This is a genomic window from Buttiauxella cochleicola (assembly GCF_021282405.1).
Lineage (GTDB): Bacteria > Pseudomonadota > Gammaproteobacteria > Enterobacterales > Enterobacteriaceae > Buttiauxella > Buttiauxella massiliensis.
The window spans coordinates 17,265-30,217 of the sequence record NZ_JAJSOU010000016.1 but is presented as its reverse complement, the minus strand read 5'-3'; the positions used below and the strand labels follow the sequence as shown (position 1 = coordinate 30,217).

Annotated in this window: 14 protein-coding genes; 3 read left to right on the top strand and 11 right to left on the bottom strand. The window is 50.8% G+C overall.

Translation table 11 applies throughout. The features are described from left to right. Window positions 1-223: 223 nt before the first annotated feature. Window positions 224-1,780: a membrane-bound lytic murein transglycosylase MltF gene (gene mltF / locus LVQ79_RS18750; RefSeq protein ID WP_232866064.1), complete on the top strand. Its 1,557-nt coding sequence runs from the start codon at window positions 224-226 to the stop codon at window positions 1,778-1,780. On the opposite strand, the gene tadA is transcribed toward mltF, so the two are convergent. The 4 genes from tadA to murQ are packed head-to-tail and all read right to left on the bottom strand — an operon-like array spanning window position 1,665 to window position 5,139. Continuing rightward, the gene (tadA, locus tag LVQ79_RS18745; protein ID WP_232866063.1) at window positions 1,665-2,168 is read right to left on the bottom strand and encodes a tRNA adenosine(34) deaminase TadA; all 504 of its coding nucleotides are present in this window, start codon (window positions 2,166-2,168) and stop codon (window positions 1,665-1,667) included. The two genes, mltF and tadA, sit on opposite strands and share 116 nt — an antisense overlap. A 58-nt stretch (window positions 2,169-2,226) precedes the next feature. Beyond that, window positions 2,227-2,865: a phosphatidylglycerophosphatase C gene (gene yfhb, locus LVQ79_RS18740; RefSeq protein ID WP_034459281.1), complete on the bottom strand. Its 639-nt coding sequence runs from the start codon at window positions 2,863-2,865 to the stop codon at window positions 2,227-2,229. Window positions 2,866-2,868: 3 nt separating this feature from the next. After that, a complete protein-coding gene (locus tag LVQ79_RS18735; protein ID WP_232866062.1) occupies window positions 2,869-4,236 on the bottom strand; it encodes a PTS transporter subunit EIIC in 1,368 nt (455 codons plus the stop codon). A gap of 12 nt (window positions 4,237-4,248) precedes the next feature. Further along, window positions 4,249-5,139, bottom strand: coding sequence for an N-acetylmuramic acid 6-phosphate etherase (gene murQ, locus LVQ79_RS18730; protein WP_232866135.1), 891 nt, complete (start codon window positions 5,137-5,139; stop codon window positions 4,249-4,251). A gap of 126 nt (window positions 5,140-5,265) precedes the next feature. Between murQ and LVQ79_RS18725 the strand changes: the two genes are divergently transcribed. Next, complete coding sequence (locus tag LVQ79_RS18725; protein WP_232866061.1) at window positions 5,266-6,114, top strand: MurR/RpiR family transcriptional regulator; 849 nt, start codon at window positions 5,266-5,268, stop codon at window positions 6,112-6,114. Between the two features lie 55 nt (window positions 6,115-6,169). Continuing rightward, window positions 6,170-6,430 carry a YfhL family 4Fe-4S dicluster ferredoxin gene (locus tag LVQ79_RS18720; RefSeq protein ID WP_064513115.1) on the top strand — a complete coding sequence of 87 codons (261 nt, stop codon included), beginning with the start codon at window positions 6,170-6,172 and terminating at the stop codon, window positions 6,428-6,430. On the opposite strand, the gene acpS is transcribed toward LVQ79_RS18720, so the two are convergent. The 7 genes from acpS to lepA form a co-directional block, all read right to left on the bottom strand. Further along, window positions 6,427-6,807 (bottom strand): holo-ACP synthase, encoded by a 381-nt coding sequence (gene acpS / locus LVQ79_RS18715; protein WP_120065337.1) that lies wholly within the window; start codon window positions 6,805-6,807, stop codon window positions 6,427-6,429. The two genes, LVQ79_RS18720 and acpS, sit on opposite strands and share 4 nt — an antisense overlap. Next, on the bottom strand, window positions 6,807-7,538 hold the full coding sequence (pdxJ, locus tag LVQ79_RS18710; protein ID WP_064560354.1) for a pyridoxine 5'-phosphate synthase: 732 nt from the start codon (window positions 7,536-7,538) through the stop codon (window positions 6,807-6,809). Before pdxJ ends, acpS begins: the two co-directional genes overlap by 1 nt. 77 nt (window positions 7,539-7,615) lie before the next feature. Then, a complete protein-coding gene (gene recO / locus LVQ79_RS18705; protein WP_034459297.1) occupies window positions 7,616-8,353 on the bottom strand; it encodes a DNA repair protein RecO in 738 nt (245 codons plus the stop codon). A gap of 4 nt (window positions 8,354-8,357) precedes the next feature. Further along, window positions 8,358-9,266 (bottom strand): GTPase Era, encoded by a 909-nt coding sequence (era, locus tag LVQ79_RS18700; protein ID WP_064513120.1) that lies wholly within the window; start codon window positions 9,264-9,266, stop codon window positions 8,358-8,360. Then, window positions 9,266-9,946, bottom strand: a complete 681-nt coding sequence (rnc, locus tag LVQ79_RS18695; protein ID WP_151995826.1) for a ribonuclease III — start codon at window positions 9,944-9,946, stop codon at window positions 9,266-9,268. The genes era and rnc overlap by 1 nt, the downstream gene beginning before the upstream one ends. A gap of 170 nt (window positions 9,947-10,116) precedes the next feature. After that, a complete protein-coding gene (gene lepB, locus LVQ79_RS18690) occupies window positions 10,117-11,091 on the bottom strand; it encodes a signal peptidase I (protein ID WP_034459309.1) in 975 nt (324 codons plus the stop codon). A gap of 14 nt (window positions 11,092-11,105) precedes the next feature. Further along, on the bottom strand, window positions 11,106-12,905 hold the full coding sequence (lepA, locus tag LVQ79_RS18685; RefSeq protein WP_064513124.1) for a translation elongation factor 4: 1,800 nt from the start codon (window positions 12,903-12,905) through the stop codon (window positions 11,106-11,108). Window positions 12,906-12,953 lie beyond the last annotated feature (48 nt).

The window sequence follows — 12,953 nt, the reverse complement described above, 5'->3', positions numbered from 1 at the left end:
CAAGGGGAAAACGGGCGCCATTATAGATAATCCGCCGCCGCGACGAAACCGTTTGCGTAGAAATAAGTGGATTACTTTTCATTGGTTAAAATTCAGCCAGAAATGTTGAATAAGTTGCGCGGTGGCGTTTTGTTAAGCAAAATGCGCCACACCTTTTTGTATAACCTCAACTTTTGAAGCCTGTTGTTAGCGAAGACTCGACGCACCGCAGAAGATTAACTATTTGAAAAGATTTAAGATTAATTATCTGCTCATCGGTGCCGTAACCGTGTTGCTGGCAGTGGCGCTCTGGCCCTCCATACCCTGGTTCGGACAAGCCGAAAACCGTATCGCCGCTATTCAATCGCGGGGGGTTTTACGCGTCAGTACTATTGAGTCACCGCTGACCTACACCCTTTATCAAGGCAAAAAAATAGGCCTCGATTACGAGTTGGCTCAGCAGTTTGCTGACTACCTTGGCGTAAAGCTGGAAGTCACCGTTCGTCCGAATATCCAGGAACTGTTTGATGACATTGATAATAACGATGCCGATGTGATTGCGGCAGGACTGGTCTATAACGCGCAACGCGGTCAGCGTTATCAAGCTGGACCAGCATACTATTCAGTTTCTCAGCAGATGGTTTATCGCATCGGCAGCCCACGCCCCAAAACGCTGGCAGGTGTCAAAGATAACCAACTGGTACTGTCGCCTGGCGTAACTTCACTTAATGCTTTGAACAAGCTGAAAGCAGAAAAATTCCCGGATTTAAGCTGGCGAGTCGATGAACAACACAGCAGCACTGAACTGATGCAAAAAGTGGTTGATGGAGAGATTGCCTTTACCATTGCGGACTCTGTTGCCATCAGCACCTTCCAACGCGTCCATCCACAGCTTGCTGTCGCTCTGGATGTGACCGACGAGCAGCCGGTCACCTGGTTTAGCGCGTTAGATAATGATGATAGCCTTTCCGCGGCGCTACTCGATTTCTATAACCGCCTTAATAGCGATGGCACCTTTGCGCGTCTTGAAGAGAAATATCTCGGTCACGTTGGGGATTTTGACTACGTAGATACACGTACCTTCCTAAAAGCGGTTGATACCGTGCTACCAACGCTTCAGCCGTTATTCGAAAAATATGCCACTGAAATAGACTGGCGTTTGCTGGCGGCGATTTCGTATCAGGAATCGCACTGGGATGATCAGGCCACCTCACCAACTGGCGTGCGCGGGCTCATGATGCTGACCAAAAATACCGCGCAAAGTCTCGGTGTTACTGACCGCTTAGACCCAGAGCAAAGCATTGAAGGTGGGAGTCGTTATCTGAAAGATATGATGTCAAAAGTGCCCGATAGCGTGCCAGAGGAGGAGCGTATTTGGTTTGCTCTGACGGCATATAATATGGGGTATGCGCATATGCTTGATGCCCGTCAGCTTACGGCGAAGCAGAAAGGTAACCCGGACAGTTGGGCGGATGTCAAAACTCGGCTGCCGCTACTGAGCCAAAAACAGTATTACAGCAAAACGACTTATGGCTACGCCCGTGGTCATGAGGCGTACGCCTATGTGGAAAATATCCGTAAGTATCACATTAGCCTTGCGGGATATTTGCTTGAAAAAGAGAAACAGGTAGCGCAAGAAGAAAAATATGCCGAAGCTTACCCGGCAGTAGCTCCTGTAGAACTAGCTACTCCGAGCTACGGGCCTTTTCCTTTAGGGCCTTTTTCTCCAGACGGCGGGCTCGAAAAAAATCACTTAACATTGCCGAGCACTCTTCTGCCAGTACGCCCTCAGTCACCATAACCTGGTGATTCATACCAGGGTGCCCTACCACGTCCATCAGAGATCCAATTGCTCCGGTCTTAGCATCACGCGCACCAAACACCAGGTTTCCGATACGTCCATGCACCATCGCACCTGCACACATAACGCATGGTTCGAGGGTGACATAAAGTGTTGTTTCCAGCAGTCGGTAGTTTTGCAGCACCAAACCGCCCTGACGCAACGCCATAATTTCAGCATGGGCTGTCGGATCGTGTCGCCCGATAGAGCGGTTCCAACCTTCACCAATCACCAGGTTGTTATGGACCAGCACTGCACCGACAGGAACTTCACCTTCTTCCCACGCACGGCGGGCAAGGGTTAGCGCATGGCGCATCCAGTGTTCGTGGTTCAATTCGCTTTCTGACAAGGGATTCTCCGGCCTATATTCGGGCGCGCATTATACACAGTCGTTATGCCAGACGGAATTATTCGAGCTGCTGTAACTGACCTTGCGGCGTAACCCGCCAGCGGTGCTGGCAAAAATAGAGCAGAGGGTTATCCTGGTTGCTGTCGCTGTAACCGCTGTAGAGTTGCAAAGGTGTGCCGATTTGCTGTTCCAGCTGTGAGACTTTTTCATGCCCAAGGCAACGTAATGTGAGCACCCACCCACCGTGGGAACGCTTGATTTGGCTGGCAATCAGCTTCACTTTCGGTAACCAGGGAGTATCGAAATACACCTGCTGCACCAGCGGTTGCGGTGAGCCAGTAATCAGCCAGACATCAGCATCTGAGCTTGTCAGGTAATCGGTAAGGCGCTGCTGCACAACAGGAAAAGCTGTAACTTGCCCACGGAACCAGGTGACGAAGTTTGCTTCCAACTGCTTGAGGCGCGTTTCGCTATGACCAAAGGTCGCCCCCCACAGTAACAGGCTCATTGGCCAGCGAGCAGCACGTCCTTTAATCAGCAACGCGCCACCTATCACCGGCAAAAGCGGAATGACAAGTAACAGATTGAGAGGCTGATGACGCAGCAGGAAGCGCAAGAAGCTGCCAAACATATCCTGCTGATGAAGCGTGCCATCTAAATCGAAAAATACTACCCGACGCTCACTCTGAGTTGTCAAACGTTACTCCTCTGGATCGTTAAAGCCCATAAACCACGTAAATAAGAACCCTGCGATAACCGCTATCAGAAAGCCTAACAGATAGAGCATCACTTTTCCGGTAACAATGGTTAATGCCAGTGGTAAACCTGAAATGCCAAATGTAATAACCGTCGCCACTTTCCAGTAGCTAATTAATGCCCCGCCAACCGCACCACCCAAACACGCGCCAATAAACGGTTTACCAAGCGGCAAAGTCACCCCGAAAATCAGCGGTTCACCAATACCGAGCAGCCCGACTGGCAATGCCCCTTTGATAAGTTTTTTCAGCCGCTGATTGCGGGTTTTCATGTAGACCGCAAGCGCAGCGCCAACTTGCCCAACCCCAGCCATCGCCAGAATTGGCAGTAAGGCGTTCTGCCCGTGAGTCTGGATAAGCTCAACGTGAATCGGCACCAGCCCCTGATGCAAACCCGAAAGCACCAATGGCAAGAATGCGCCGGAAAGCACCGCGCCAACCACCAGACCACCTTTGTCGATTGCCATTGTGGCGCCGTGAGCAATCGCATCAGAAATCAGGCCACCCAACGGTTGCAAAGCAACAATAGCAATCGAAGCGGTAATCAAAGTCGTCAGGAGCGGGTTGAGGATCAGCTCAATTGAACCGGGCAACAACTTGCGTAAGCGTTTTTCAATCCAGCACATCAACGCTACCACCAGCAACACGGCGATAACGCCGCCGCGGCCAGGCTGGAGGTTTTCACCAAACAGATGGATTTGCGCGAGTTGCGGGCTGGAAAGTATCCCCGCCATCACGCCACCCATCGCCATCGAACCGCCGAATACTTTGGCCGCGTTGACGCCCACCAGAATATTCATGATAGCAAACACGGCGCTACCGAAGATGGCGAGTAAGCCGAGAATGTTCGGGTACTGGGTGGCCATGTCGCCAACAATATCCGGGCGCTTCAGAATGTTGATAATTCCAGTAATCAGACCCGATGCAATAAAAGCTGGAATCAATGGAATAAAGACATTAGCCAGTTTACGCAGCGCTTCGCTCATCGGCGCCTGGTAACGCGCTTTGGCTTGAGCCTTATTCTGCGCAATATCATCTTCTGCTGTGATGACCTGCCCGCTGCTTTGCAGCAGCTCGCGCATGGCATCCACTACTTGTGCGGCACGCCCTGGCCCGACAATCAGCTGATGCTGCTGGCCCTGTTTCACATAACCGCTGACACCTGGCAGTTTTTTCAGACCAGCAATATCCAGCAGGTCATCGTCATTCACTTCTACCCGCACGCGGGTCATGCAGTTTTCGAGACGGGCGATGTTTGCCTGCCCACCGATGCCGAGCAAAATCTCACTGGCCAGAGCCGCTGTCTTATCCATGATTCAGTACCTTTATTTTAAGGCGGAGCGGAGATAACCGTGGCTATCAGCCAGGCGCACTTGCGCGGTTTGAGCATCCACGCCGGTGAGTATCATAAGAATGGCGGGTTTTACTTCATAATCAGTTTGTTTGAGCGCGTTTTCGGCATCGATACGAGCAGCACCGGTAGCCTCAACAACAATACGGCAGGCGCGGTCCACCAGCTTGATATTGGTGGCTTTCATATCCACCATCAGGTTCTGGTAAACCTTCCCTAATTTGACCATCGCGCCAGTGGAAATCATATTCAATACGAGCTTCTGCGCAGTGCCAGATTTCAGACGAGTAGAACCGGTCAACGCTTCCGGGCCGACGACCGGAGAAATAGCAATTTCAGCTTCCTGCGCAATAGCGGAACCCGGGTTACAGGAAATGGCGGCAGTACGGCAACCAAGGTTACGCGCATAACGCAGGCCGCCAATCACATAGGGCGTGCGGCCGGACGCTGCAAGCCCAACCACCATATCGTTAGCCGTCAGGTCTAATGCTTTCAGATCGTCTTCACCCAATTGCTGGTTATCTTCGGCACCTTCGACGGCTTTCAGCAATGCCCCTGGACCACCCGCAATTAAGCCAATGACCAAACCGTGCGGAACACCAAACGTTGGTGGGCATTCGGAGGCATCCAGAACGCCAAGACGCCCACTGGTTCCCGCGCCCATATAAATCAAACGCCCGCCAGCCTTGAGTGATTCACTTGCGGCATCGACGGCAAGAGCAACTTCCGGCAATGTTTTTTCAACTGCCCCCGCCACCAGAGCGTCTTGTTGATTAAAACGCTCAACCATTTCGAGTGTTGAGAGGCAATCGAGATCCATTGTTTGTGGATTACGAGTTTCAGAAACGAGTGAGCCGAGATTCATCATGCACCTTTGAATATTTAATTCCTTACTGTTCCAACATAATGGAATATAAAATTCATTCAGGCGAGCGTAATTTACGTTATTATGGAGCGGCTCACATTATTGACCCGGCAGACTGGAGAGGACATGAACTGTTTACTGCGTATCCGAAGCCGCTACTCAACGCTTGCACAGAGTGACCGTAAACTGGCCGACTTTCTGCTCGAAAAGCCCGACTACGCCCGCCATTTAAGTTCTCAGCAGCTTGCTACTGAAGCCGGTGTGAGCCAGTCAAGCGTGGTGAAGTTTTCCCAAAAACTGGGGTTCAAAGGCTTCCCTGCCCTGAAACTCGCTATTAGTGAAGCGATGGCCAGCGGCCAGCAACCACAATCAGTCGCGGTACATAATCTTATTCTTGGAGACGATCCGCTGCGGCTGGTGGGCGAGAAACTGATCAAAGATAATATGGCAGCGATGCACGCAACACTTGATGTCAACAGCGAAGAAAAGCTACTGGCGAGCGTGAATATGCTGCGCGACGCGCGACGCGTGCTGCTGGTTGGCATCGGTGCATCCGGGCTGGTTGCCAAAAACTTTGCCTGGAAGCTGATGAAAATCGGGATTAATGCAGTGGCAGAGCAAGACATGCATGCGCTACTTGCGACGGCACAAGCCTCAAGCAGTGACGATGTATTACTGGCGATTTCTTATTCTGGTGAACGGCGTGAGATAAACCTCGCGGCAGATGAAACCCTGCGCACCGGCGCGAAGATCCTCGCCATCACAGGCTTTACGCCAAATGCTTTACAGCAGCGCGCGACGCTGTGTCTGTACACCATCGCCGAAGAGCAGGCGACACGCAGTGCGGCAATATCCTCCACCAGCGCGCAGATGATGCTAACCGATTTACTGTTTATGGCGCTGGTACAGAGGGATCTGGAGCACGCACCGAAGCGTATTCGGCACAGTGAAGCACTGGTAAAAAAACTGGTTTGATCGGGGATTGGGCGTATAATGCCCGCCCTGTTTCTGATGTTATCGAGATCTTCCCATGGCGCTACTTATCACTAAAAAATGTATCAACTGCGATATGTGCGAGCCGGAGTGCCCGAACGAGGCCATTTCCATGGGCGATAGTATTTATGAGATCAACGCCGATCGTTGTACCGAGTGCGTTGGGCATTACGAAACGCCAACCTGCCAGAAAGTCTGCCCGATCCCGAATACCATCATCAAAGATCCGGCTCGCATTGAGAACGAAGAGCAACTGTGGGACAAATTTGTCCAGTTGCATCACGCCGACAAGCTTTAGCTCTCAATAATGACTGTTGCGCAGGCATAGTGGCGCTCATCAGCAAGCGTCACATGCACTGAACGCACACCTAATTTTTGCGCGACTCGCTCGGCCTCTTCCCAAAAACGTAATTGCGGTTTACCCAACGGATCGTTAAACACTTCAAACTGGTTAAACGCCAGGCCGTTGCGAATACCCGTTCCAAACGCCTTCGCCGCCGCTTCTTTTACTGCAAAACGTTTAGCCAAAAAGCGCACCGGTTGCTGGTGCGCCTGATATTGCAGCCATTCGTTGGCACTGAGTACACGCTTTGCCAGTCGGTCTCCCGAACGCGAGATAACGCCTTCAATACGCGCAATCTCCACAATATCGGTGCCCAGGCCAAGAATCGCCATTAGCTACGCGCTTCCTGCATCAGGCGTTTCATTTCTGCCACTGCCTCTTTCAGGCCACTCATCACCGCACGGCCAATAATCGCGTGACCAATATTCAGCTCATGCATTTCTGGCAGGCGAGCAATGGCTTTCACATTGTGATAAGTCAAACCGTGCCCCGCATTCACTTTCAGCCCTTTACCAGCGGCGTACGTTGCCGCTTCCGCAATGCGCGCCAGTTCTTTGGCCTGAGTCGCTTCGTCTTTTGCATCTGCGTAGCAACCAGTATGAATTTCGATATATGGCGCGCCAACAGCGACAGCCGCATCAATTTGCGCGTGGTCAGCATCAATAAACAGGGAAACCAGAATACCGGCATCAGCCAGGCGTTTGCAGGCATCACGCATTTTATCCAGCTGACCAGCAACATCCAGACCACCTTCAGTGGTCACTTCCTGACGTTTTTCCGGCACCAGGCAGCAGAAATGAGGTTTGGTTTCGCAAGCAATACCAATCATCTCTTCGGTTACAGCCATTTCAAGGTTCATGCGTGTATCAAGAGTCTGACGCAGGATACGAACATCACGGTCGGTGATATGGCGGCGATCTTCACGCAAGTGAACCGTAATGCCATCAGCACCAGCTTGTTCACAGATAAATGCTGCTTGTACTGGGTCTGGGTATGCCGTACCGCGCGCATTACGTAAAGTTGCGATGTGATCGATATTGACGCCTAACAGTAATTCAGCCATGACAATCCTCGAGGTCAGAACGGTTTTAGTTGAGGCAGTTTACACCGGGTAAGGAAAGCGTGGCTACGGGCCTTGCGTTATTGCGGGTCTTGAGGTGATTTGAGTGGTCGAATTTTGGGCACAAACTGGCGGAACAATTCGCGGCTTTTGAGAGGTTTGCCGCCAAGATAGGGTTTTAAGGCCATACGCGTAAAACGTTTAGCCGCGCGCAACGTGGCGACGTCAGGAAACTCACGGTTAGCAAGCGCTCTTAATTCATGTCCGGTGAAGCTGTAATGATCGACAACAAGGCTTGCGATAAAGCCTTTTTCTTCACGGTATCGATAGGTCATGGTATCGCTGACTTCTTCGCCGCTTCCTGCGCAATGCAGAAAATCCACGCCATAACCCAGATGCCCAAGCAGAGCTAATTCAAAACGGCGTAAAGCGGGCTCGGGTGAACCGCTCGTTCCAGCGAGAGCCTGAATACAGTGGAGGTAATCGAAGAATAATTCGGAGAAACGGGTTTCGTCTTCCAGCACGCGTGAAATCAGCTCGTTTACGTACAGGCCGCTGTAAAGCGTGATACCACTCAAGGGAAGTGCAAGCGAGACAGCTTCGGCGCTACGGAGTGTTTTAACTTCTCCGCGCCCGCCCCAGCGAACCAGCAAGGGGGTAAAGGGTTGTAGAGTCCCTTTGAGATTAGAGCGGCGAGAACGAGCGCCTTTCGCAATTAAACGAACGCGCCCGGACTCTTCAGAAAAAAGATCAAGTAGAAGGCTGGTTTCGCTCCAGGGGCGACTATGCAGGACAAAAGCCCGTTGCCAGCCTTCCATTTTCTTATTTCAGATCGTCGGTATAACCCAGGCTACGCAGCGCGCGCTCGTCGTCTGCCCAACCGGATTTCACCTTAACCCACAGTTCAAGGTGGATTTTGGCTTCAAACATCTCTTCCATGTCTTTACGCGCTTCGATACCGATGGTTTTGATTTTGGCGCCTTTGTTGCCAATAACCATCTTCTTCTGGCCTTCACGTTCTACCAAAATCAGGCCATTGATGTCGAAACCACCACGAGCATTCTCTACAAACTGTTCAATTTCAACGGTAACGGAATATGGCAGTTCCGCGCCCAGGAAACGCATCAGTTTTTCACGGATGATCTCAGACGCCATGAAACGCTGTGAACGGTCAGTGATGTATTCTTCCGGGAAGTGATGAATTGCTTCTGGTAGACGCTTGCGAACAATGCTTGCAATGGTGTCTACGTTCATACCGTGTTCCGCAGAAATAGGCACGATATCAAGGAAGTTCATCTGGCTGCCGAGGAATTGCAGGTGCGGCAACAAAATGCCTTTGTCCTGAACGTTATCGACTTTGTTCACCGCAAGAATTACCGGCGCGCGCGCGTCACGCAGTTTGTTGAGCACCATCTCATCGTCGGCGGTCCACTTAGTGCCTTCAACCACGAAGATAACCAGTTCAACGTCACCGATGGAGCTGCTGGCAGCTTTGTTCATCAGGCGGTTGATGGCGCGCTTTTCTTCCATATGCAGCCCCGGGGTATCAACGTAGATCGCCTGATACGGGCCTTCAGTATGGATGCCCATAATGCGGTGACGCGTGGTCTGCGCTTTACGGGAAGTGATAGAGATTTTTTGCCCAAGCAACTGGTTTAGCAGCGTGGATTTGCCGACATTCGGGCGACCAACGATGGCCACGAATCCGCAAAAGGTTTGTTCTTCGCTCATTATTCCAGCTCCAGCTTGATAAGCGCCTGCTCAGCTGCAGCCTGTTCCGCTTTACGGCGGCTTGAACCGGTACCAATCACCGGCTCAGGCAGGCCACTCACCTGACAGTGAATGGTAAATTCCTGATCGTGCGCTTCACCACGAACCTGTACGACCAAATAAGCTGGCAGTGGCAAGTGGCGACCCTGCAAATATTCTTGCAGACGCGTCTTAGGGTCTTTTTGCTTATCGCCTGGGCTAATTTCATCCAGACGAGATTGATACCAGGAAAGAATTAAACGCTCAACATTCTGGATATCGCTGTCGAGGAAAACACCACCAATTAAGGCTTCGACGGTATCGGCCAGAATAGATTCGCGGCGGAAACCACCACTTTTCAACTCACCCGGCCCAAGGCGCAGACATTCGCCTAATTCAAATTCACGGGCAATTTCTGCCAGTGTATTTCCACGAACAAGCGTTGCACGCATACGACTCATATCACCTTCGTCTACACGAGGGAAACGATGGTAAAGCGCGTTTGCAATAACGTAGCTAAGAATGGAGTCACCCAGAAATTCCAGACGCTCATTGTGCTTGCTGCTGGCACTGCGATGCGTTAATGCCTGCTGCAACAGATCCTGATGTACAAAAGTGTAGCCCAGCTTACGCTGCAGCCTATTAATTACGATGGGGTTCATGCGATACCAATTAATGAATGCGTCAATTATTCAGCACACGGAACAGACCTGAAAAAGAGAACCAACGCTGTTTCGTTTGCCGTGGCTCCCTTATGGGAGCCAACCTTAATACGGGGGGATATTCTATAGATAACGACATAGAAAGTCGTTATCTGAATGGATTTAATTGATCAATGAATTCCGCCAATACGACTTAAGCGAACACCCGTTGGCCATTCACCCTCTTGTTTCTCAAAACTCATCCAGATAGTGGTTGCTTTACCTACCAGATTTGCCTCAGGAACAAAGCCCCAATAACGGCTATCAGCGCTGTTATCGCGGTTATCACCCATCATGAAATAATGGCCCGGTGGCACAATCCACGTAGCAAGTTGCTGGCCCGGTTGCTGGTAATACATACCCAGTTGGTCTTGAGCGATTGGCACAGTTAAAATACGGTGAGTTACATCGCCCAGTGTTTCTTTGCGCTCAGACAGGCGAATCCCGTCTTCTTTAGTCTGGTTCAGCGGCAACTGGAAGAAACCAGAATTAGCTTCACTGCCATTACGACGCGCAAAAGTCTGCACAAAATCACTTGGCTCTACATTGCTGTAGGTAATTGGCAGAGCGTTATCACATGCCTGACCTGAACTGCAATTTGGCTGAATAGTGACTTCTTTTGCCACTGGATCGTAACTGACGCGATCGCCCGGTAAACCAACGGCACGCTTGATGTAATCCAGACGTGGATCTTGTGGATATTTGAACACCACAATATCACCGCGTTTTGGGTGACCCGTTTCTATGAGCGTTTTCTGGTAAATCGGATCTTTAATACCGTAAGCAAATTTCTCCACCAGGATAAAGTCGCCAATTAATAACGTTGGCATCATTGATCCTGATGGAATCTGGAATGGCTCATAAATAAATGAACGTACGATCAAGACAATAGCGAGCACCGGGAATACGGATGCCCCCGTTTCTAACCAACCTGGCTTAGGTGCGACTTTTTTTAGCGTTTTGCTATCAAGTGCATCACCAGTGGCAGCTTGCGCTGCCGCCTGTTTTTCATGACGCTTTGGCGCAAAGATAAATTTATCAATACACCATAAAAGGCCTGTTACCAGCGTCGCTATCACGAGGATTAGCGCAAACATATTCGCCATGCCAACTCCTTAATTTATTTGCTGTCTTTGCCGACGTGCAGAATGGCGAGGAACGCTTCCTGAGGCAATTCGACGTTACCGACTTGCTTCATACGCTTCTTACCGTCTTTCTGTTTCTGCAACAGCTTTTTCTTACGGCTGACGTCACCGCCGTAGCATTTTGCCAATACGTTTTTACGCAACTGTTTAACAGTAGAACGCGCGATGATATGTGCGCCAATAGCCGCCTGAATCGCAATATCAAATTGCTGGCGTGGGATCAGCTCTTGCATCTTCTCAACCAACTGACGGCCACGGAACTGCGAGTTACCACGGTGCGTGATCAATGCCAGGGCATCCACACGATCGCCGTTAATCAGTACATCAACACGCACCATGTCAGAAGTCTGGAAGCGTTTGAAGTTGTAATCCAGAGAAGCATAGCCGCGGGATGTTGATTTCAGACGGTCGAAGAAGTCGAGAACCACTTCAGCCATTGGAATTTCGTAAGTCAATGCAACCTGGTTACCGTGGTAAACCATGTTGGTCTGCACACCGCGTTTTTCGATACACAGAGTGATAACGCTGCCCAGATATTCCTGCGGCATCAGCATATGACATTCTGCAATTGGCTCGCGCAGCTCTGCGATGTTATTCAGTGCTGGCAGTTTAGATGGGCTATCAACATAGATAGTTTCGCCGGTCGTGGTTTCGACTTCGTAAACTACGGTAGGTGCAGTGGTAATCAGATCAAGATCGTATTCACGCTCCAGACGCTCCTGAATGATTTCCATGTGCAGCAGACCCAGGAAGCCACAGCGGAAACCAAAGCCCAACGCAGTGGAGCTTTCTGGTTCATAGAACAGGGAAGCATCGTTCAGGCTAAGCTTGCCAAGCGCATCACGGAAGTTTTCGTAATCGTCTGAGCTAACCGGGAACAGACCTGCATAAACCTGCGGCTTCACTTTTTTAAAGCCTGGCAGCGCTTTATCTGCCGGGTTACGCGAAAGGGTCAGGGTATCGCCGACCGGTGCGCCGAGAATGTCTTTGATTGCACAAACCAACCAGCCAACTTCACCACAGCCCAGAACATCACGATCAACACGTTTCGGTGTGAAAATTCCCAGACGGTCAGCGTTATAAACCTGGCCGGTGCTCATTACTTTGATTTTGTCGCCTTTTCTCATGGTACCGTTTTTGATACGCACCAGAGAAACAACGCCAAGATAGTTATCGAACCATGAGTCAATGATCAGTGCCTGCAATGGCGCTTCCGGATCACCTTCAGGGCCTGGGATATCACGCACCAGGCGTTCAAGAACATCCGTCACACCAAAACCAGTTTTTGCCGAGCAGCGCACAGCATCGGCGGCGTCGATGCCGACGATGTCTTCAATTTCTTGCGCAGCACGTTCTGGATCAGCTGCTGGCAGGTCAATTTTGTTTAGAACTGGAACCACTTCCAGATCCATTTCCATCGCGGTGTAGCAGTTTGCCAGTGTCTGAGCTTCTACACCCTGCCCGGCATCCACCACCAGCAATGCACCTTCACAGGCTGCAAGAGAGCGGGATACTTCATAAGAGAAGTCAACGTGGCCTGGGGTGTCGATGAAATTCAGGTGGTAAGTTTCACCATCAGATGCTTTGTAATCCAGCGTAACGCTTTGCGCTTTGATGGTAATACCACGTTCACGCTCCAGATCCATGGAGTCAAGAACCTGGGCTTCCATTTCACGGTCGGACAAGCCGCCGCAAATTTGGATAATACGGTCAGACAGCGTCGATTTGCCGTGGTCGATGTGGGCAATAATAGAAAAGTTACGTATATTCTTCATAGTTAGAGGTTTTATGCCTTACAAATCCGGGAAAGCTCGGCGCAATGC

Bases quoted from the DNA above. Each gene is read 5' to 3' on its own strand.
- acpS (WP_120065337.1), bottom strand. From the start codon at position 6,807: ATGGCGATTCTTGGCCTGGGCACCGATATTGTGGAGATTGCGCGTATT.
- murQ (WP_232866135.1), bottom strand. From the start codon at position 5,139: ATGAATCTCGGCTCACTCGTTTCTGAAACTCGTAATCCACAAACAATG.
- era (WP_064513120.1), bottom strand. From the start codon at position 9,266: ATGAGCGAAGAACAAACCTTTTGCGGATTCGTGGCCATCGTTGGTCGC.
- LVQ79_RS18720 (WP_064513115.1), top strand. From the start codon at position 6,170: ATGGCGCTACTTATCACTAAAAAATGTATCAACTGCGATATGTGCGAG.
- LVQ79_RS18725 (WP_232866061.1), top strand. From the start codon at position 5,266: ATGAACTGTTTACTGCGTATCCGAAGCCGCTACTCAACGCTTGCACAG.
- rnc (WP_151995826.1), bottom strand. From the start codon at position 9,946: ATGAACCCCATCGTAATTAATAGGCTGCAGCGTAAGCTGGGCTACACT.
- lepA (WP_064513124.1), bottom strand. From the start codon at position 12,905: ATGAAGAATATACGTAACTTTTCTATTATTGCCCACATCGACCACGGC.
- recO (WP_034459297.1), bottom strand. From the start codon at position 8,353: ATGGAAGGCTGGCAACGGGCTTTTGTCCTGCATAGTCGCCCCTGGAGC.
- lepB (WP_034459309.1), bottom strand. From the start codon at position 11,091: ATGGCGAATATGTTTGCGCTAATCCTCGTGATAGCGACGCTGGTAACA.
- LVQ79_RS18735 (WP_232866062.1), bottom strand. From the start codon at position 4,236: ATGGATAAGACAGCGGCTCTGGCCAGTGAGATTTTGCTCGGCATCGGT.
- pdxJ (WP_064560354.1), bottom strand. From the start codon at position 7,538: ATGGCTGAATTACTGTTAGGCGTCAATATCGATCACATCGCAACTTTA.